Here is a 21,137-nt window from a genome sequence, read left to right as displayed (position 1 = left end):
GACAACGAAGACACATTATGGCTAAGACCTCGATAATCCCCTGCCCCTGTGGACGCGCCGATTACGCCACCTGCTGCAGCCGATGGCACGCAGGCGAACCCGCGCCAACAGCCGAAGCACTCATGCGGTCGCGCTATAGCGCCTATGCGCTCGGCCTGGAAACCTACTTGCTCGACACGTGGCACGACAGTACGCGGCCTGCGTCGCTTGGTCTGGCCACGCAGGCACCGAAGCCGACATGGCTTGGATTGACCGTCAAACATCACGAGAACCCCACGCCGGACACAGCCATCGTCGAGTTCGTCGCGCGATTGCGGATGGGTGGTGGCAGCGCGGAGTGCATGCACGAAACCAGCCGGTTCGTGCGTGAGAGCGGGCGTTGGTTCTATGTGGACGGTGACGTATCGTGAAACGCTTCGAGGCGACGATTTGCGAGGCCATCACCTCCATGCGGCTGTTGCTCGTGGAGTACGGAGGCGCGACGCGACTGGTGCAACCGCATGTGTATGGCGACGATCACGCGGGCGAGCGATTGTTGAGTGCTTACCAGGTGTCCGGCGGGAGCAAGTCGGGCGCTTCCGCCGGATGGAAGTTCTTCCGTATGGACCGGGTGGCCTCGGTGACATTGAGTGAGCAACGGTTTCATGCGCCGCGGCCTGAATTTCAGCGGGACGATGGGGCCTTTGCGCGGATCATTTGTCAGCTCGGTGACTGAGTAGTGTGTGGGGACAGCTTGTGTGGGAGCCGCTTCAGCGGCGATGGGTGGTCGCCGGCGCCTGGCCCGCTGCCGCGGGATCGCCGCTGAAGCGGCTCCCACAAAAGACAGCTCCCACAACAAGCGGCTCCACGACAAGCGGCTCCCACACACGAAGCGGCTCCCATCCGGAGCGCTCGGTCAGATGATGGAGCGGGTGACGCCGCCGTCGACGCGGATCGAGGCGCCGGTGGTGCCGGATGCTTGCTCGGAGGCGAGATAGACGGAGACGTTGGCTACTTCCTCGACGCTCAACAGTCGCTTGATGAGCGACGTCGGACGATGGGTCTGGATGAAGTCGCGCTCGATCTCTTCGAGGCTCTTGCCCTGGCTCTGCGCGATCTTGCCGAAGAAGTCGCTCACACCCTCGGACAAGGTCGGTCCCGGAAGAATCGCGTTCACCGTCACGCCGGTGCCGGAGAGCACCTCGGCCAAGCCGCGCGATACGCCGAGCTGGGCGGTCTTCGTCACGCCGTAATGGACCATCTCGGCGGGAACCTGGATGCCCGATTCGCTGGAGATGAACTGCACGCGGCCCCACCCACGCTGGGCCATGCCCTTGGCGTAGTGGCGCGACAAGCGCACACCCGAGGTGACGTTCACTTCGAAGAAGCGCGTCCATTCGGCGTCGTCGATGTCGAAGAAATCCTTCGGCTCGAAGATGCCGAGGTTGTTCACGAGGATATCGGTATCGGGTACGGCCTTGATGAGCGCGGCGGCGCCTTCGGCCGTGCCGAGATCGGCGGCAACGCCGCTCACTTTCGCACCGGGGACGGCCTTCTTTACGGAGGCGATGGCTTCGTCGACGCGCGCTTGCGTGCGGCCGGTGACGACGACAGATGCGCCGGCGGCGGCGAGGCCGGTGGCGATGGCGAGGCCGATACCTGCGGTGGAACCACTGACGATGGCGCTGCGCTTGCTGAGGTCGATATTCATGGTGACTCCGGAAGGTTGATCGAAGGACGCGGCTTCGCGTACCCAGACATCGTCGGGGCATGCGCCGGGCGATTCAATCGCCTTGAAGGCAAAAGACTCTCGCCTCAAAGCCAAGAACGATGAGCCGGGATGACCTAGGTGAAGGAAAGGCGGGTCTCGCCCGCCGGGACGCCGCCGGGACCGAAGCGCCGCTCCGCGATCAGGGTGCGGTCTTCGCGATCGACCAGGATCACCGTGCTGGCGCGGGTGCCGTAGTTCTCGCCGACGATGAAGGCGCTCGACAGGAAGCGCTCCCGCTCGATACCGATGCCGGTGTCGGGAAGCAGGTCGTCCGGCCAGCGCCCCTGGTCGGAGAGCATGCCGAACAAGGCGTCGAGATCGTCTTCCTCGCCTTCCTTCAGCCACTCGTCCAGCCGATGGACCAGGGCGCGCGTTTTGGGCCATGGCGCATTGAAGTCCGCGTTGCTCAGCCCGTGGACCCCCGTCTCGACAGGTTGCGCACGCGCGTTCGGGTGATTGCCGAGGTAGTACGCGTCGTCGCGATCGAAGGTCAGCAGGTTGAACGGACGGTAGTCTCTGGCGCTGGCCATCAACTCGATCGCGTGGGCGCGTGCTGGCAGCGTCGAGCCGAGGTAGTCGGCGACGAGCAGCCCGCGCGAGAGACCGCTGTGGTCGGCGGACATGTCGCGCACGTTGGTGATTACACTGGCTCGGCCCTGCGCTCCCACGCCGGCCCATGTGCCGCCTGCTTCCAGGTCGCGTCCTGCGAGAACTTGCGGCGCTTCATCCCAGGGGGCGAGCGGCGCGGTGGGGCGGGCATGGAATTCGTCGCGATTGCCGACGAGGACAAGCCGCCAGCGCGGATGCGCGCGCCAGGCGAAGGCGATCAGACACATGGGGACTTGGCTCGGGGGAGCATCGGCTTATTGTGCGCTTCCGTGACGCCGTTCGGAAATCGCCGCCCCTGGTGGGAGCCGACCCTGTCGGCGATGGGTGCTTGCCTCAACCTGGCCCGCTGCCGCGGGATCGCCGACAAGTCGGCTCCCACCAGGTCTCGGCGACCTCCCACCAGGTCTCGGCGACCTCCCATCGGGTCTCGGTGACTTCAGCCTTGGCGGATCGAGAGCTAAGGCCAGCACCCCTGTGGGAGCCGGCTATGCCGGCGATGGGTGCTGGCCTAGAACTGGCCCGCTGCCGCGGGATCGCCGACAAAGTCGGCTCCCACCGGGTCTCCCAGCGGGCCTCGGAGTGCCTTGGCTTCTGTCTTCTTCGCCGCCAGCATGCGGACGATCGAGGCGGCCGCTTCCCGTCCGTCGTAGACGGCGCGGACGACGAGGTCGGCGCCGCGGACGTTGTCGCCGCCGGCGAAGACGCGCGGATTGCTCGTTTGCAGGGGCAAACGGCCTTCACCGCCGGCGACGATGCGGCCGCTGCGGTCGCGTTCGATGCCGAAGGCGTCGCACCAGTCGGGCGGGCTCGGCTGGAAACCGAAGGCCTGGATCACCACGTCGGCGCGCAGGTCGGTCTCGCTGCCCTCCACGTTGCGCGGATGCGGACGTCCATCGCCATCGTCGACGAGTTGGGTCTCGACCACGCGCACCGCGCTTACCTTGCCTTCCTCACCCACCAGTGCGATGGGCTGACGCTGGAACAGGAAGCGCACGCCTTCCTCGCGGCTGTAGCCGACTTCGCGGCGCGATCCTGGCATGCTCGGCTCATCGCGGCGATAAACGCAGGTGACCGACGCCGCACCAAGACGGATCGCCGTGCGGTTGCAGTCCATGCCGGTATCGCCGCCACCCAGCACCACGACGTGCTTGCCCGCGAGATCGTATTCCGGCGCGGGCATCTCGTCGTGCAACAGACGTTCCGTGTTGGCGATAAGGAAGGGAAGCGCATCGTGCACGCCGCGCAGGTCGCGGCCGTCGAGTTGACCGTCCACGAAGGTATAAGCACCGGTGCCGACGAACACGGCGTCGTAGTCCGCGAGCAATTCGTCGAACTCGATATCGCGGCCGATCTCGACGCCGAGATGGAAGCGCACGCCCATGCCTTCGAGCACCATGCGCCGCGTCCGCACCACGGACTTATCGAGCTTGAACGGAGGAATGCCGAAGGTGAGCAGGCCGCCGATCTCGTGCTGACGGTCGAACACATCGGCGCCGATGCCAGCCAGGCGCAGGCGATCCGCGCAAGCAAGCCCCGCGGGGCCCGCACCGATCACGGCGACGCGTACGCCGGTCTCACGCACGCGGGAAAGATCGGGGCGCCAGCCTTGGCGGATGGCTTCGTCGGTGGCCCAGCGCTCGACGCTGCCGATCGTCACGGCACCGAAGTCGCCCTGCTCCAGGGTGCACGCACCTTCGCAGAGGCGATCCTGCGGACACACTCGGCCGCAAATCTCCGGCAACGGATTGGTCTCGTGCATGAGCGTGGCCGCTTCGAAAAGACGGCCATCCTGCACCAGCTTCAACCAGTTCGGGATGTAGTTGTGCACCGGGCAGGCGTGTTCGCAGTACGGGTTACCGCAATCGATGCAGCGCTCCGATTGCGAGGCCGCTTCGGTGGGTGCGAAGTCGCCGGAGATCTCGCCGTAACCGAGCACGCGCACCGCGACCGGCACCGTGCGCGGCGTCTGCCGGGGAATGTCGAGGAAGCGGAAGTCCTTCGCGCTCATGCCGCGCTCCGCAGTTCTTCGGCCAGCGCATCGAGGCTCGCGGCCTTGGGTTTCACCAGCCAGAAACGCTGCAACAGCCCACGGAAATCGCCGAGCACGCGATGGCCCCAGGCGCTGCCGGTGAGTTCGGCATGACGAGCGATGAGTTGGCGCAGGTGCTGCATGTAGTGTTCCATGCCTTCGTGCGAGATACGCACGATGTCGACGAGTTCGTGGTTGTAGCAGTCGACGAAGCTGCGTTCGAGATCGAGCACATAGGCGAAGCCGCCGGTCATGCCCGCGCCGAAATTGAGCCCGGTGTGACCGAGCACGGCCACCACGCCGCCGGTCATGTATTCGCAGCAGTGATCGCCCGCTCCTTCCACCACGGCCAGCGCGCCGGAGTTGCGCACGGCGAATCGCTCGCCGGCCTGACCCGCCGCGAACAATTCGCCACCCGTCGCGCCGTACAGGCAAGTGTTGCCGATGATCGAGGCGTCCTGGCTGGCGAACGGCGAATCCGCCGGCGGACGAATGACCAGACGGCCACCGGCCATGCCCTTGCCGACGCCGTCGTTGGCTTCGCCCACGAGATCGATATGCACGCCACCGGCATTCCACGCGCCGAGGCTCTGCCCCGCCGCACCCGCAAGATGCAGGTTGATAGGCTTGTCGGACATGCCGGCATCGCCCCAGCGGCGAGCCACATCGCCCGAAAGGCGAGCGCCGATCGCGCGGTCCGTGTTGACGATGGGATAGCGGAACGTGCCACCGAGACGATCGGCCACGGCCAGACGTGTATCCGCGGTGATGATATTGGCCAGCGAAGCGGGATCTCGCATCGGATTGCGCGCCAGCGTACAGGCGAAATCGACGTGCTCACCGAGGCCATCCTCGGTGATCAATGGCGCAAGATCGAGGCGCTCCTGCACGGCGGTGACACCGTCGCGCTGCTCCAGGCGACCGCTCTGCCCGATCAGTTCGGCAAGCGAACGGACGCCAAGGCGCGCGAGGTGGCGACGCACGTCTTCCGCGATGAAGCGGAAGTAGTTCATCACCATGTCGGGCAGACCGAGGAAGTGCTTCTGGCGCAGCACCGGATGCTGGGTAGCCACGCCGGTGGCGCAGTTGTTCAGATGACAGATGCGCAGGTACTTGCAGCCCAGCGCCACCATGGGGCCGGTGCCGAAACCGAAGCTCTCGGCGCCGAGCATCGCCGCCTTGATCACATCGAGGCCGGTTTTCAGGCCGCCGTCGGTCTGCAGGCGCACGCGACCGCGCAGGTCGTTGAGACGCAGGGTCTGTTGCGTTTCCGCAAGCCCCAGTTCCCACGGCGTGCCCGCGTACTTGATCGAGGTGAGCGGACTGGCGCCCGTCCCGCCGTCGTGGCCGGACACCGTGATGAGATCCGCACCCGCCTTCACCACGCCGGCGGCGACGGTACCGACGCCCGCATGCGAGACCAGCTTCACCGACACCAGCGCCTGTGGATTCACTTCCTTCAGGTCGTGGATCAGCTGTGCGAGGTCTTCGATGGAATAGATGTCGTGGTGCGGCGGCGGCGAGATGAGGCCGATGCCCGGTTTGGCGTAGCGCAGCCGTGCGATCGTCGCATCCACCTTGTGGCCAGGTAGCTGGCCGCCCTCGCCTGGCTTGGCGCCCTGGGCGATCTTGATCTGCAGCACTTCCGCATTCACGAGGTAAGCCGGTGTCACGCCGAAGCGGCCCGACGCCACCTGCTTGATCTTCGATGCGCGGTCGGTGCCGTAGCGCGACGGATCTTCGCCGCCTTCTCCCGAGTTGCTTCGCGCGCCGAGGCGGTTCATCGCGATGGCGAGCGCCTCGTGCGCCTCCGGCGACAACGCGCCGAGTGACATGCCAGCGGAGTCGAAACGCTTGAGGATAGCCTCCACCGGCTCGACCTCGTCGAGCGGAACCGGCGTGGCCTCGCGCGGCACGAGCAGGTCGCGCAACGCCGACGGCGGACGGGCATCCACGTGGTGCGCGTATTTCTCGTAGTCCGACCATTCACCCGTGCGCACCGCCACCTGCAGGCTGGCGATCACATCGGGGTTGTACATGTGAAACTCGCCACCGTGCACGTACTTGAACAAGCCGCCGGCACGCAGCGCCTGTGCTTCGTCCCACGCCTCCGCTGCTAGCAGGCGCTGCTCGTGTTCGAGATCGGCGAAGGTGGAACCACCGATACGCGATGGCGTCCCGGGGAAACAAAGCGACACCACGTCCGGGGAGAGGCCGACGATCTCGAACAACTGAGCGCCGCGGTAGCCGGCGACCGTCGAGATACCCATCTTGGACAGGATCTTCAACAGGCCCTTGCGGATGCCGCGACGGTAGTTGCGGCCGATCTCGCGCGGCGCGCCCTCCCCGTTGCGGATGTGTCCGCTGCGGCCCATGTCGAACAGGCTCTGGTACGCCAGCCACGGATAGATCGCCGTGGCGCCGAATCCGATCAGGCAGGCGAAGTGATGCGGATCGCGCGGCGTGGCCGTCTCGACCATGATGTTGCACTGGCAGCGCAGGCCCTTGTCCACCAGTCGCGCGTGCACCGCGCCCGTGGCGAGCAACGAGTGGATCGGCAGCATGTCCCGGCGCGGGTAGCGGTCGCTGAGGAAGACGATTTTCACGCCACCGCGCACCGCCGCCTCGGCGGCATCGCAGATGCGCAGGAGGGCCTGCTCCAGCGTCTCGTCGTCACCGTACATGAGGTCGAAGCGCGGCGTATCCGCATAGTCGGTATTGGCGAGAATCTGGCGCAACTTGCGCTGCGAGAGGATCGGCGAGTTCAGCAGGATCTGCTTCGCGTTCTCGGGACCGAGGTCGAAGATGTTCCGCTCCTGCCCGATCTGGGTCACCAGCGACATGACCAGCCGCTCGCGCAGCGGATCGATCGGTGGATTGGTGACCTGGGCGAAGCCCTGGCGGAAGCGGTCGAAAAGAGGCCGGATCTGCCGCGAGAGCACCGCCATCGGGGTGTCGTCACCCATGGAGCCGGTGGCTTCGGCCTCGGTTTCCGCCAGCACCTTAAGTACCGACTCGCACTCTTCGCGCGAGAGGCCATAGAGCTTCTGGTACCGGCGCAGTTCGTCCGCCGGCAGCGGCTCGGCGGCGAGGCTCGGATCGATGAGGTCGGATTCCAGATAGGTGACGCCATCGCGCAGCCAATCACGAAATGGCGCGCGGGCGCGGTTGATCGCGTCGATATCGGCGTCGCGCAACAGGCGGTGCTCGCGGAAATCCACGGCGATCATCTCGCCCGGGGCGAGGCGGCCCTTGGCGACGATGCGCGACGACGGCACGTCCCAAAGACCCGCTTCCGAGGCGACGATGAGGTGGTTGTCGTCCGACAACGCCCAACGTGCCGGGCGGAGCCCATTGCGGTCGAGCGTGCAGGCGGCATAGCGGCCGTCGCACATCACCAACCCCGCGGGACCATCCCACGGCTCACTGTGCAACGCGTAGTACTCGTAGAACGCCGCGAGGTCCTCATCGATATCCTCGCGTGCGCTATACGCTGGCGGTACCAGCACGCGCATCGCGGTGAGCAGGTCCATGCCGCCCATCAGCAGCACTTCCAGGGCGTTGTCGAGGCTCTCGGAGTCCGAACCGCTCTGCCGCACCAGGGGACCGATATCGGACAGGTCGACCAACTCCGAACGCATCACCGACGTGCGCGCCTGCATCCAGCGGCGGTTGGCCCGGATCGTGTTGATCTCGCCGTTGTGCGCCAGGAACCGGAACGGCTGGGCGAGGCGCCATTGCGGCGAGGTGTTGGTGGAGAAACGCTGGTGAAAGACCACCGCGTCGGCGACCAGGGCCGGGTGCTTGAGGTCCGGGTAGACATCACGCAGGTGACCGGGCGCGGCCATCGCCTTATAGGCGACCACCTCGCCCGAGAGCGACACCACGTAGAACTGCTTGTCGTCGGCGAGTTTCAACTCGGCACGGCGGCGCGCACGGAACAAGGCCGCCTCGAACGCCGCGGGAGCGAGATCGCCCGGCGCGTCGACGAACACCTGGCGCACGCGCGGCATCGATGAAGCGGCGAGGGGGCCGCATGCGGCGACATCGACGGCGACGTCGCGCCAACCGGCCACGCGCAGATTCACCTCGGCCAGTTCCGCCTCGAGTACCCGTGCCGCCGAATCATCCCCATCGGGATCGAGGAAGACGACACCGCTGGCGAAATGCGTGGCGAGCGAAACGCCCGCCTCGCCCGCCAGCGCGCGCAGCCACTCCACCGGCCGGCGGATAAGCACGCCGCAACCGTCACCGCTGATACCGTCGGCGTTCACGCCACCACGGTGGGAAAGCTTTGCCAGGGCGGAAAACGCGGTATCGACCAGGGCGGCGCTCGCGTGGCCGTCTATCTGCGCAACGATGCCGAAGCCGCAGCTGTCGTGTTCGAACGCCTCGTCATAGAGGCGCGGAATGCCTTGCTTCACCATCCGCCTCCTCGTGGCTGTTGGTTGTGCTGGGTATGGCGCGCATCGGACCCCACGGCCTGGAACGGCCGACCTTCACGTGCGCGCTAAGGACATGCGTCCCCACTTTAGTCACAATTGCCGCGCTGCGTCAAAGCATTCGGACGTCCAAACGGAATAAGAACGGAAATCTTACGGAGCGGGCATGAGACCAGTTCCCGGAAACGGCTCCCGGCGCCGGGGCCGAGCCATACCAGCCAGCCGCCCCGGGATAGGTAATAATCGTCCGATGCGCCCAGTCCCCCGCCTGCCTCTCGCCCTCGTCTTCGCCCTCGTCACGTTCGCCCCCCTCCCGCCGGCCCATGCCGAGCAGGACGCCAAGGCACGGGCCCAGCAGGAGGAGGCCCGGCAAAAGCTCGAAGGGGTACGCAAGGACATCGACGCGCTGACCCGCGAGCAGCGGGAAACGGCGAATGCCCGCGACAGCGCCAACGCCGCGCTGGCGAAGCAAGCCGAGCAGGTCTCGGCGGCGGCCAGGGCGGTACGTGCCACCGAGGCCGAACTCGAGCAGCGCCGGCAGGATCTCCAACAGTTGAACCAGCAGAAGTCGGACATCCAGTCCGGCCTGGACAAGCAAAAGGGCGCCTTGGGCGACCTGCTTCGTGCCACCTACACCCTCGGCCGGGCTTCCGACCTCCAATTGCTCCTGGGCGACGAGGACGTGAACCGGATTTCCCGCGCGCTGGCCTATTCGCGTTACTTCCAGGAAAACCGCGTGGAACGCATCCGTGGGCTGCTCGCGGATCTTTCCCGCCTGCAGGAGGTCGAAGCCGCCATCACGGCCGAGCAGCAGAAGCTGGAGGCCGCACGGGCCGAACGCGAGAAGCGCGCCGGTGAACTGGAAAAGCAGCGGACCGAACAGCAGAAGCTCGTGGCCGAAGCGGATTCGAAGTACAAGGACCAGGCCCAGCGCATGGCCGCCCTGAAACAGAACGAGCAGGACATGAACGCCCTCGTCAGCCGGCTGCAAAAGGTGATCGACGAGGCCGCCAAGGCCGCCGAACCCGCGCCCGTGCCGAAAGGCGCGCCGGCCAGCGCCCCCATGGGCAACCTGCGCGGCAACCTGCCCTGGCCGGCCAACGGTCCGGTGCATGCCTACGGCAATGGCGTGATCATCGTCGCTCCCCGCGGCAGCGAGGTGAAGGCCGTCGCGCGCGGCCGCGTGGTGTTCGCCAGCTTCCTGCGCGGCTACGGCATGATGATCATCGTGAACCACGGCAACGGGTTCATGAGCATGTACGGCAACAACGAAACGCTGCTGCACGGCGTCGGCGACACGGTGGAGGCCGGCGAAGCCGTCGGTACCGCCGCGGCGCCCGCCGGTGACAACGGCGCTTATTTCGAGCTGCGCCAGGGTGGCAAGCCCATCGATGCGCGCGGCTGGCTCGGCAAACGGCATTGACCCCGGAGAAAGGCATGCGTCAGCACCCCCTTCGCCTCGCCCTCGCGCTGGCACTCGGCGCCGTCGTGGCGATTCCCGCCGTCCAGGCGCAACAGAAACCCATCAAGCAACCAGATGCGCCCGCCGCATCCTCGACCAGCGCCGCGGCCGTGGTCGAGAAGGCCGACGATGCGGTCAGCCTGGACGATGTGCGCAATTTCACGCGGGTGTACCACATCGTCCAGCAGGCCTACGTCGAGAAGCTCGACAACAAGACCATCATGAACGCCGCCATCAGCGGCATGCTGCAGAACCTCGATCCGCACAGCGAATACCTCGACAAGGAAGGCCTCGACGAACTGGACGAGGACACCACCGGCCAGTACGGCGGCCTCGGTATCGAGGTCTTGCAGGTGGACGGCATGCTGAAGATCGTCTCGCCGATCGACGACACGCCGGCCTCCCGCGCGGGGATCAAGCCCGGTGACACCATCCTCAAGGTCGACGGCATGGTGGTCGACAGCCAGAACATCGACGAGGCGTTCAAGAAGCTGCGCGGCGATCCCGGCAGCAAGATCACCCTCACCATCCTCCACGAGAAGTCGGACAAACCCATCGACCTGCCGCTGGTGCGCGAGCGCATCAACGTCACCAGCGTGAAGGTGCGCCAGCTCGATCCGGGTTACGTGTATATCCGCCTGAGCCAGTTCCAGGAGGACACGGCCACCGACCTCGACAAGAAGCTGTCCGACTTCATCAAGAAGAGCGGCGCGCCCAGGGGCGCGGTGCTCGACCTGCGCTCGAATCCCGGCGGCCTGTTGACCACCGCCGTCGGTGTGGCGGATGCCTTCCTGGATTCCGGCACCATCGTCACCACCAAGGGACGCCTCCCGGACGCCAACCTGCATTTCGATGCGCATCCGGGCGACCTGCTCAAGGGCGCGCCCATGGTGATCCTCACCGACAACGGCACCGCTTCCGCAGCCGAGATCGTCTCGGGTGCGCTCAAGGACAACCATCGTGCCCTGATCATGGGCCGGCGCACGTTCGGCAAGGGCGTGGTGCAGACCGTGCTGCCGCTAGACCAGGACCATGCGGTGAAGATCACCACCGCGCGCTACTACACGCCCAATGGCACGTCGATCCAGGCAGAGGGCATCAAGCCCGACATCGCCCTGGCCGACCTCGCGGTCAACAAGGCGGACACCGCGCCGCAACTGATCGGCTCGGAGGCCGACCTGCCGAATCATCTCGTCAACGAGAAGGCCGCGGCCGATGACAAGAGCACGACGGACGACGACGGCAAGCTGGCCCTCGAGGATTACGCGCTGTCGCAGGCGCTGAACGTGCTCAAGGGCATGGCGCTGAATCGGCAGGCATCCGGCAGGTAGACGCCCGCCGGACGCCTACAACCGATGAAGTATTGCGGAGGCCGATACGAAGCGGGACGCTGTGCGAGGAAACCGGCACGTCCCGTTTCCATCATTCAAGGAGGAACACGCCATGAGTAAGAGCAAGGAAGAGATCCTGCAAGTCATTCTTTACGAAGCAAAGGCCAAGCAGGGCACGGAAGCGCAGGCGTGCGTCGAGTTGACCGCGTCGACCAAACTCGCCCCGCTGATCGAGGACAAGGGCCGCCTGGTCGACGATGTGGCGAAAACGCTTGAGGCCAAGTTCGCCATAACTTTCCCGAGCGACCTGAATAGATTTATTACGATCGACGACGCCGCCGAGTACATCGTCGACAACATGGACCCCTGATCCGGCCGGGGGCAGGCGTCGGTTCGATGCCTGGCGACGCCTGCCCGAATCCCAGGGAATGATCCGCAAGAAAGTCATCCGGTTTCCGCGCGAAAGGATTCGCCATGTCTCCCTCATTGGAAAATACGCCGTCACCGGCGAACACCTTCACGGCCGACTATCCCAGCCTGTTCGGTGACCAGGGAACCGACCGCTGCCCGGATGAAGCACTTGAGAGCAGCTTCGGTCCGTTCGCGTATGCGGAATCATTGATCGGTATCGTACGCAGGCTGGAAGCGGGGGTCGGGAAACCGCCAGTCAAGCCTCTGGCGTATCGACGCTCAGATATTCCCGGATTGGTCCTCGACGAACCTGCCTTGAACCGGCGGATTCCACGATTGAACCTCGTCATCGAATGCCTCGAGGCCATGGTGGAGTCCACGCATCCCGGCGGCGAGAAGGCCGCGGCCGTACTGGCCGCCGCGACCTCACCGGTCAACGTGCCCTTCGATCGTGCCTGGGCCCTGGTCATCCAGGTGCTGCGAAGCAAACGCCAGCACCCCTGGCAACTGCTGCGCCAGACAGACGAGGACTATCCCAATTTCTCCCATCGCGCGATCGTCTCTACGTCGATGCGTAACGCGCTGACACTCTGCACGGGCCTGGCACCTGCTCAGCTGCAAGCATTGCAAACGGCCCCGGCGGTCGACGAGGGCGCGCTCTGGCCGCACCTGGGATCACCCACCGACAGCACGGTCGGGAAGATGGCTGATTCGGCTGCCTTCCTGCAGGCTACCGGCCTGAACCGCAAACGCCTGCGGCAATTGCTGGCCGTCAACGGCGTGGCTCCGAAAGACGATAGCGGCACCTACACCTCCGTGGTCGTCAGTAAAGCGGGCAACCCCGGCGGTTCCGCCGATAGCGGCGTTTTCGGCGCGTATTTCGTCAACGGCGGCCAATCTCCCGCGCTGCGGCTGGTCGCCGGCGATGCGACGAGCAAGACCACACGCATCGACAATCTGGACGCCGGCCATCTCCAGCGCATCGATGCCATGCTTCGCCTTCATGCAGGTATGGGCCTATCGTTCGCGGCCCTCGATCGCCTGCTTCAGTCCATTTTCACCGCTCAGGGGCGCACCGGGAACTTCGAGGTCGATATCCACGCGTTACGCGCCCTCGGCCTGTATCGTCATCTACGCGACAGCCGGCAGGTCAGTATCCACGCGTATGCGGCCGTTATCGATGAGATATCTCCCTACGCGACCGGGCGCGACACCCCGTACTACGACACCCTCTTCCACGCCGGGGCCGGCAGCAGCGATCTCGCCGGCGTCGGTGCGCCGCTTGCCATGGACGACGCGGCGTTCGCGATAGATGGTGGCGACGCGACAGTGCAACGGCTCAGCGCAGGCCTGGGAATCGGCACGGACACGTTGTCCGTGCTGCTCGAATGGACCGTCAAGGCACAGGAACTCACCGCGCCTTCCCGCAACCTGGCAGTGATCTCCGCGTGTCATCGGCTGGCCGTATTACCCCGCTGGCTGGGGCATGACGAGAAGGATGGGCTTGCCTTGTTGCGCCTTTATGAAAAGACGCACCCCGATCTCTTCGAGCAGTTCGCCGGCGTGCCAGCTCTGAGCATGGTCGACGTGACGTCCGCATCCGACGATTCATCCACGGACGAACCGGACATCGTCGATGCGATCGCCACGCTCATGAATCTATCGGACTGGCTGCATCGGCATCGCCTGGACGCCACGTCGATAGTGAACCTGCTCGGCGCAAGTACGCTTGCTCAGGGCGATCTCGCCCGTCTCATCCAGAACCTATCCACGCGAACGCAAACCGTCACCGACGGCCGCCTGCGCGACGCCTTTCTGGAAATGCCCTTCGCTGTCGACGCCGAACGTGCTCCGACCCGGGCTCTGTCGCCGCTGATCGAGGACAACGGCATCTTCAGGGACAGTATTTTCGACCTGGATCACGCCGCGTTGGATGCGCAGATCGCGAGCGCGCTCGACGCCGTGAAAGACACGGCGGCCGATAGCCTCGTAACGACGGCCGCTAAACTGGAGCGAACGAGACACCGTGTCGGTCAACGCCTCCACGAACTGCTCGGCGGTCAGCGTTCCCTCGCGGAGCAAGTTCTCGCCGCACTGCTCCCTGAGATAGCCGACCTCGACATGCGGGCGGGCCTGGGTAGCTGGTGCGGTGCCACGCCGACAACGCTCCTTGCCCTGATCGATGGCGATGGTTCATCCGACAACGCAACCGCCCCCTGGCTGGTTGCGTTGCGCCAGCGATCGCAATGGGTTTCCCGGTTGGGTATCGATGCATCCGCCCTCGACGCCATGCGCTCTCATCGCGAGTGGTTCGATCTGGACGATGAAGACATCCGGAACCCGGGCCTGATCGTCATCCATCGCCTCGTCGAGTGGAACAAGACGGTACGTGACGTGGCAGCGCGTTCGGGCATCGAGCCGGAGAAGGCAAGGGAAGACCTGCTCTCCTACCTGGGTACCGCCGGCGGCGACACGCAGGGCGATGATCCTGCAATGCGCCTCGCGGGCGTGCTAGGCGTGGATCAGACCGTCGTGGCCTCCGTCGTCGCGCAGGTGTCGCCAACACCGCACGGCGGTTCCCTGACCACCGCCAGCCATATCGCCTGGTTGTTGCGCCTGCAAGCACTGGCTGACCGGACGACGATATCCGTCGAGGCCCTGCTTGCCCTCGGCCGACTGGACCTTCAAAGCAGCCGGGCGGACATCGAGACAGCCGCGCAATTGCTGCTCGCCACCAGCCAGCCAGTCGAACGCGAGCTCATCGTGGGAACCCATAATGAAGCATGGCGCGACGCCATGATCTCCTGGCTCCTTGTCCACTCGACGGATATCGACGGACGGAAATTCGCCGATCGAAACGAACTTTCGGCTTGGCTCCTCACCGACCTGGAGGTCGGTGCCGAACCCGAGACCACGCGCCTTGCCGCCGCGGTGGACAGCCTTCAACTCTATATCCATCGCTTGCTCAGCGGGCTGGAACGGCACCTGAGCCCGTACGCGAACATCAAGGAAGAACGACGCCAATGGGGTGCGTACCGTTCCCGTTATGTCGATTGGCGGCAATACAGGGAGCGGCGGGAATATCCTGAAAACCACATCCATCCCGCGCGTCGCCAACGCAAGACCGGCGCCTTCCTCGACCTGGAGACGCAACTGTCCCAGGGACAGGCCCGGCCCGCCGATATCGACACGACCCTGCTCCGGTATCTCGCGGATTTCGAACGAACGAGCAATATCCAGGTGATCTCCGCGTATCACGACGGCATCGATCCTGTCCGGGATGAGCTTCACCTGGTCGGCCGAAGCAATATCGAACCTTACGAATATTTCTGGCAATCCGCCCTGATGAATGTCGAAGCGGCGGACGGTCACACTGGCATGCTCGCCTGGAGTGGCTGGAAAAAGATCGACCTGCCGATCAATGGCGAGTTGACACGAACGAAGATTCCCAAGCCGCCCAAATCCTCCAAGATCCTGGCTACGACGCTGGTCGCCGACATCTCAGCGGCGGAAGGCGCACGAACGAAGGCTGCGGAACTACGCGAAGCCGTCAAGGCGGCCATCGATCCGGAGGCCGCGCAAAAGGCAGCCGTGGAAGCCGAGGCCGCCGCACTGAAAGCAGAGGAAAAGGTCAGCGCCACCAGGGTCTCGCTGGCGGTGGCCCGCGACGACGAAGACGATTCGCGGGAAGACATCGAAACCATTCGCCCCTTGACCATCGACGGCCGCAAGTATCTCGTCTGGGTCGAACGCGATACCTCGGCCATCGTCTTCGATACCGAGACCGCAGCCAGCGACTACTACGCCATGCGGGTGTGCTACAGCTACCTCGATACCAACGGCAACTGGAGCGCCTCGAACACCCTGCTCAGCCTGGATGGCCGCGGCACCGACGGCATGCGACCCAAGCCAGCCACCGGCGAGGAACCCGGCAACCTGTTCAAACGCAGCTACATGCCCGGCCTTATCGTCATGGAAAACCGCAAGGGCCAGCGTGAAACCGAGCCTTACCTGGTGACGATGCTGTTCGACAGTCAACTCAAGGCCGATGAAACCCTGGCGTGGGTTGCGGACAAGGACTACTTCCTCGCCGTCAGGGATTTGCTGCTGATCGACGAGAAGCGCCTGGACGGCACCAGCAAGGGCGATACCCTGGAGAAGCGGCTCGTACGCAACTGGTTCAACCTGTACCGCGATCCGCGCGTGGTGCAGCATCCCTATATCGGTGCGAAGCATGGACTGAAGGCTTCAGCCGAAAAACCGGCGGTGAAGATCGACGATGCGAGGCTCGCTGAACTTCGCAAGAAATTCGTGATGATCACGCCGGAGAAGGTCGACGTACGTGCCGAGTTGACGCGCGACGGTAGCGAAATCCAGATCACCGGAAGCTTCGACAGTGAATGGCGGTCCAGTACGGGGACTCAGCGGGAAATCGAGTCCGTCGATGGCATCGACAGTGTAATCATCGACCATACTATCGATGTTCATTTGTTATCCAAGGATCATAACGACAAAGTAAACAAAGACGGAGGGACTATTGTCGCTTTTAAACTACAGGCCCTCGTAAGCGCAGACTCGTGGACCCGCAGCAAGGTCATTTTCAGCGGCATCGAAATTACGTCGAATAATCTGGCCATACTGACGCATCTTAAGGATATTGCCGGGAAAACGTTCCGCGATGCAAACGAAGCTGCGATTCTTCTACTCGAACACATGGTCCCAGGACTTGACGTCAGCACCAAGTCCCTTTCAATAGATGCGAATCTCGTCGATTTGTTGAGAAGCAAAGACTCATTGAAAGAAATTAAAACTTATCTCATGAGTTGGCACCCAAGCGGGTTCTTCTATGAGTCATTGGAATCCTCAAGTCGCGCTATTCCCTTTGTCCTACAAGGGAAGCCAGTAGAAACTGATCAGGACCGCCCGACAGCCATCCCAGTAAGCGCCGGACTCATCCGGGCCGCGAACGCAAAACCATCCGGATTGGCTACAACCGACGCAACCCTTCTGGCCGACCTGAAGTCCAGCGATGGCGAAGGGCCGCAGGCGCTTCAAGCACTCCACGCGCTCGCGACATCCGGGACCGATCGCGCCGCCCTGACGGCATGGCTGCCGGTGTTGGCCGACACGTGGCACATCCCCGCGCGGGATTATTACGAGGCACTCCGCAAGGAGGGCCTGGAATACGGCGTCTCCGACGGTAGCTCGTTGTCCGGATCCCTGCCATTTCTTCAGGCCATGCAGGCGACGAGCCGGCCATCCCTGCGAAGCGCCCTCGTTCGATGCGTGGCCGATACACTTGGCGCGACGCTTCCGGAAGAAACACGGGCCAAGTTATCCGCCGACCTGCGTAACGCGCTCGTCCTTTTCGCAGCCCGTGAGAACACCCGCTACCGGGATTTTCTCGCAAGATTGGCAAGGTATGTCGCGGGCAGTGACGCGGATGTGGTGATCAAGACCGAGACAATGAATGCCTACACGCGGGGCATCAAACGTATCGTCGCACGTATTCCCGTCGACGCCGACGAGACCGACTACACGTTCCGCCTGGTCCTGAAGACCGCGGCCGATCCGCTTTCGGGCGCTGACGTCGAGTATCACGAATGGATACGCATCACTGCGCCCTATACGCTCACGAACATCACCGAAGCGAACACGCAGCTGCCGGACGACCGCGTGCCGACGGCGCGTCTCCGCCGGAACCGGGCACAAGCGCAATACCTGGACCTTGATGAGTCCGGCCTGCCGCCGATCCGCCTGAACACCTTGTTCGGCAAACAGCTGGTCGCGCGGGCGGAGAGATCCGTGGACGCCGCGCTATCGATCGATGCCCAGACGCTGCCCGAGCCCGCCCTGCGCGCCGGAGCCAGCGGCGGGTTCGTCGATTTTCGCGGCGCCAATGGCCTGCATTTCTGGGAGCTTTTCTTCCATGTGCCCTGGCTGGTGGCCTGGAGCCTGTGCGAGAAGGCCCATTATGGGGAGGCCTGGCGCTGGTGCAGCCGCTATCTGTTCGACCCCTATCGCGGACGCACCACCGAAACGACGGCGCCTGTACCGTTCTGGAATTGCCTGCCATTGGTTTACCCCCTGGACGGCGCGAGGAACACCGGCGAAGCACCGGAACTGGCCGGCTACGAGAATGCCATCCATTTTCGCAAGGCCATCCATGCGTTCCTGGTCGACGTATGGCGCATGGAAGGTGATGAACAGTTCCGCCGGATGACGATCGACAGCCTCCGCGAGGCCAATCTCTGTTACCAGAAGGCGCTGCAGCTTATCGGGACGCTACCGGAACCCGCCGAGAGCCGGCCATGGACGCCCACCATGCTGGGTTCCCGCAAAGCGTCGTTCGTCAAGCCCGTCAACCGCGCGCTACGCGATCGTCGCTCGTTGTTGCAGGCGCGCATGGATAACCTTCGCCATGGGCGGACGATCGACGGCGTGCGCATACCCTACCTTGGCTACGGCGACGAGGACGAGGGGAGCGGATGGAGTGGCGGCCGTCGTGGGTCGACGAGTGGATTGCGCATGCTATCCCTCGGCGCCATGCCCGTGTATCGCTTTCGCGAAGTGATGGTCATGGCCCTGGCGGCGGTGGAGCGCCTGACCGAGCTCGGTCGTTACCTGTTCCGCATCTACGAACATGAAGCGGATAACGCGCTGGACGTCGAACGGCAGAGGAATCTCCTGGCATTGGCCGACTTCGACATTTCGCTGAGGCGAAAGGCCGTGGAAACAGCGAGGCGTGAGCGTAATTCGCTGCGGTTGACCCAGGAAGCCATCAAGGACCGTATCCAGTATTTTACCGGGCAACTCGCATACCCACGCAGCGGCCTGGAGATCGCCGGATCGGTACTGGCCACCGCTGGCGTATTGATGCAGTACGCACGCTACGTGCCGATCGCGGTTGGGGGCGGATTGAAGAGCATTCCGAAGATCTTCGGCTTTTCCGTGGGCGGCCAGGATGTCTGGGGCCCCGCCGAAGCGATCGACAAGGCCCTCGAGGTTACCTCCGAAGGCAACCGTCTACTGGCGGAAGACTTGCGTATGGAAGCGAGCTATGACAGGCGCAACGAGGAATGGGCACACGACAAGTCACAAGCTCAACACGACCTCGCCATTCTCACCTCCCAGCTCGACGAACAGATATCGCGTGCGGAGGCGTCGGCCATCGAGCTGAATGAGGCGATCAAGCGGCGGGATCACCTGCGTAGCGAGTTCGAGGTACAGACGACCGGCTTCGCCATCGCCTCTACCTACACCTGGATGCTGGGTCGCCTCGGCGAACTGTTCGCGTCCTGCTACCAGTCCGTGCTGGCCCTGTGCCTGGATGCCCAGGCCAGCTATCACTATGAAACCGGTGACTTCGATAGCCGGCACGTGCGCCTGGACGCATGGGAAGGTGCGAGGCGCGGCATGTTCGCTGGTGAAGCCCTGCAGAATGACCTGCATGCGCTGCAAGGGGCTTACCTGCATCGCCACGTGCGTCGCCTGCAGATACACAGGACGATATCGCTGCGAAGCTTGCTCGGTGATGCCATGGAAGCCCAGTTGAACACGGGTAAGCTGCACTTCTCCCTCGACACGAAGCTGTTCGACGCCGATTTTCCTGGCCACTATTTGCGGCAGATACGACGTGTCGCCATCGTCCTGGTACCGAAGGCCGACGCCACGGGATTGCATGCCAACGCGGAAATACGCGCCGTGCTCACGCAGTCGTCCAACACGTTATTGTATCGCCCGGCCCCGGAGGGCGCGGAGCACCTCTACGACCCGGACAAGGGCGACATGGAAGCCATCGTGCGCGACCTGCGCGGCGATCAGCAGGTGGTGCTCTCACATGCCTCGCCACGTCCGCGCGCCGATCCGATGGAAACCATCATGCTACGCGCCGAGCATGCCGACGGACGATACGGCCCCTTCGAAGGCACGGGAGCGATTTCATCGTGGACACTTGTCTTTCCTGGCGATAAGAACGATTCCAAGCTCATTCGCGATGAAATCGAGGATGTGGAGATCCACCTCGACTATTCCTCGGCCTGGGGTGGAACCGAGTTCAAGGAAAAGGTGGACAACTTACTCGCTTCGAGGCCCTCCGCGAATACCGGACGGGAGTCCGCGGAAAGCACGCCGGCGCCCCCTCCACCCGTGACAGCAGCACCGGTACCGGCACCGACCCCCACGCCAGCGCCCGCTCCAGCCCCGACGGTGGCACCTGCCGGCCCGGGATTATCGGCGGCCCCCACGCCGAGACTCGACGAAGCGCGAAAGCTCATCGAGCGGTTCTATCGCACCTGGGAGGACGTCGACAAGCAATCGGGTGGTGATCTGGCCAAAGCGCGTTCCCTCGCCGACGTCGCCTTGAATGACATCATGTTTTACGCCCCGAGTGGGGTGGCCGTTGTATTCTCTCGACCCGTGCCTGTCGTGGCCAACACCACCTACTTCGATCGCGAATCACCTGTCGTGATGGTTCAGGGCTCGGAAGTACAGCAAGGAAACGCTGCCGGCCGCCGATTCGAGGACCGCTTCGTCATGACTCAGACGCCACTCGTCGTCGCCAAGGCTCTTCGTCTTTTCACAACGCCGCGTCCTGCCTGGAACGTGCCGGCACCACCGGCTATCGAAGGTGATACCGGCATGAGGTTGGATCTATCGCGTCGGCTCGTGCAATTCATCGATGAATTGTATGGAACGCTCAGCATCAATATCGGCGACAGGCCTTCTTTCCTCGCGTTTGGTTATTTCAACCCCCTGCTGGACAGCGGGAGCAGCGATGGTTCGTTCAGCGTTGCCCGCGACGCATTCGTGGATGTGGCGGCCTTCAGCGCCTGGGAGTGGGTCAGAGTGCGTTGGACGCAGGACAGCAACGCGCCAATCGATGTGGAAACCAGGCTCACCGCGATTCGGTCGGCGTCGGCCACACCCGTTGTCATCAAGGACAAGCTGTCCCTGAAGATTAACGAGGTCGATGGTGGCGGCTACGCCCTTGTCGTAGCGGAATGGAATTCGACACTCGCCTGACAAGAGGAACCACGTCATGAGCAGAAAGGAAGATGACTTCAGATTGAAATCTGCCTCTCTCGAAGGCGAGTCAAGGAAA

10 protein-coding genes are annotated in these 21,137 nt (G+C 64.1%); 6 read left to right on the top strand and 4 right to left on the bottom strand.

Annotated features, from left to right (window positions below; translation table 11 throughout):
* Positions 1–17 precede the first annotated feature (17 nt).
* Together QFZ41_RS12165 and QFZ41_RS12160 are read left to right on the top strand one after the other, a co-directional pair.
* On the top strand, positions 18–410 hold the full coding sequence (locus QFZ41_RS12165) for a YchJ family protein (protein WP_429199013.1): 393 nt from the start codon (positions 18–20) through the stop codon (positions 408–410).
* Positions 407–715 (top strand): hypothetical protein, encoded by a 309-nt coding sequence (locus tag QFZ41_RS12160; protein WP_429199012.1) that lies wholly within the window; start codon positions 407–409, stop codon positions 713–715. Before QFZ41_RS12165 ends, QFZ41_RS12160 begins: the two co-directional genes overlap by 4 nt.
* Before the next feature lie 180 nt (positions 716–895).
* Here QFZ41_RS12160 and QFZ41_RS12155 read toward each other — a convergent pair whose 3' ends face one another.
* From QFZ41_RS12155 to gltB, 4 genes are all read right to left on the bottom strand, one after another.
* Positions 896–1,690 (bottom strand): SDR family NAD(P)-dependent oxidoreductase, encoded by a 795-nt coding sequence (locus tag QFZ41_RS12155; RefSeq protein ID WP_429199011.1) that lies wholly within the window; start codon positions 1,688–1,690, stop codon positions 896–898.
* Positions 1,691–1,824: 134 nt separating this feature from the next.
* Entirely contained in the window at positions 1,825–2,586 is a 762-nt protein-coding gene (locus tag QFZ41_RS12150) for an NRDE family protein (protein ID WP_429199010.1), read from the bottom strand.
* A gap of 281 nt (positions 2,587–2,867) precedes the next feature.
* Positions 2,868–4,367 (bottom strand): FAD-dependent oxidoreductase, encoded by a 1,500-nt coding sequence (locus QFZ41_RS12145; protein ID WP_429199009.1) that lies wholly within the window; start codon positions 4,365–4,367, stop codon positions 2,868–2,870.
* Entirely contained in the window at positions 4,364–8,815 is a 4,452-nt protein-coding gene (gene gltB / locus QFZ41_RS12140) for a glutamate synthase large subunit (RefSeq protein WP_429199008.1), read from the bottom strand. The genes QFZ41_RS12145 and gltB overlap by 4 nt, the downstream gene beginning before the upstream one ends.
* A 265-nt stretch (positions 8,816–9,080) precedes the next feature.
* Here gltB and QFZ41_RS12135 point away from each other — a divergent pair, with 265 nt between their 5' ends.
* The 4 genes from QFZ41_RS12135 to QFZ41_RS12120 all read left to right on the top strand — a co-directional run bounded on the left by QFZ41_RS12135 (position 9,081) and on the right by QFZ41_RS12120 (position 21,058).
* Positions 9,081–10,253, top strand: coding sequence for a murein hydrolase activator EnvC family protein (locus tag QFZ41_RS12135; protein WP_429199007.1), 1,173 nt, complete (start codon positions 9,081–9,083; stop codon positions 10,251–10,253).
* A gap of 14 nt (positions 10,254–10,267) precedes the next feature.
* Entirely contained in the window at positions 10,268–11,623 is a 1,356-nt protein-coding gene (locus QFZ41_RS12130; RefSeq protein ID WP_429199006.1) for a S41 family peptidase, read from the top strand.
* A 112-nt stretch (positions 11,624–11,735) separates the two neighbouring features.
* A complete protein-coding gene (locus QFZ41_RS12125; RefSeq protein WP_429199005.1) occupies positions 11,736–11,993 on the top strand; it encodes a hypothetical protein in 258 nt (85 codons plus the stop codon).
* Between the two features lie 104 nt (positions 11,994–12,097).
* On the top strand, positions 12,098–21,058 hold the full coding sequence (locus QFZ41_RS12120) for a neuraminidase-like domain-containing protein (protein WP_429199004.1): 8,961 nt from the start codon (positions 12,098–12,100) through the stop codon (positions 21,056–21,058).
* The last annotated feature ends 79 nt before the right edge of the window (positions 21,059–21,137 follow it).

The organism is Luteibacter sp. W1I16 (assembly GCF_050434905.1).
Taxonomy (GTDB): Bacteria; Pseudomonadota; Gammaproteobacteria; order Xanthomonadales; family Rhodanobacteraceae; genus Luteibacter.
The sequence above is the reverse complement of the archived record's forward strand: the minus strand, read 5'-3'. Positions and strand labels throughout refer to the sequence as shown.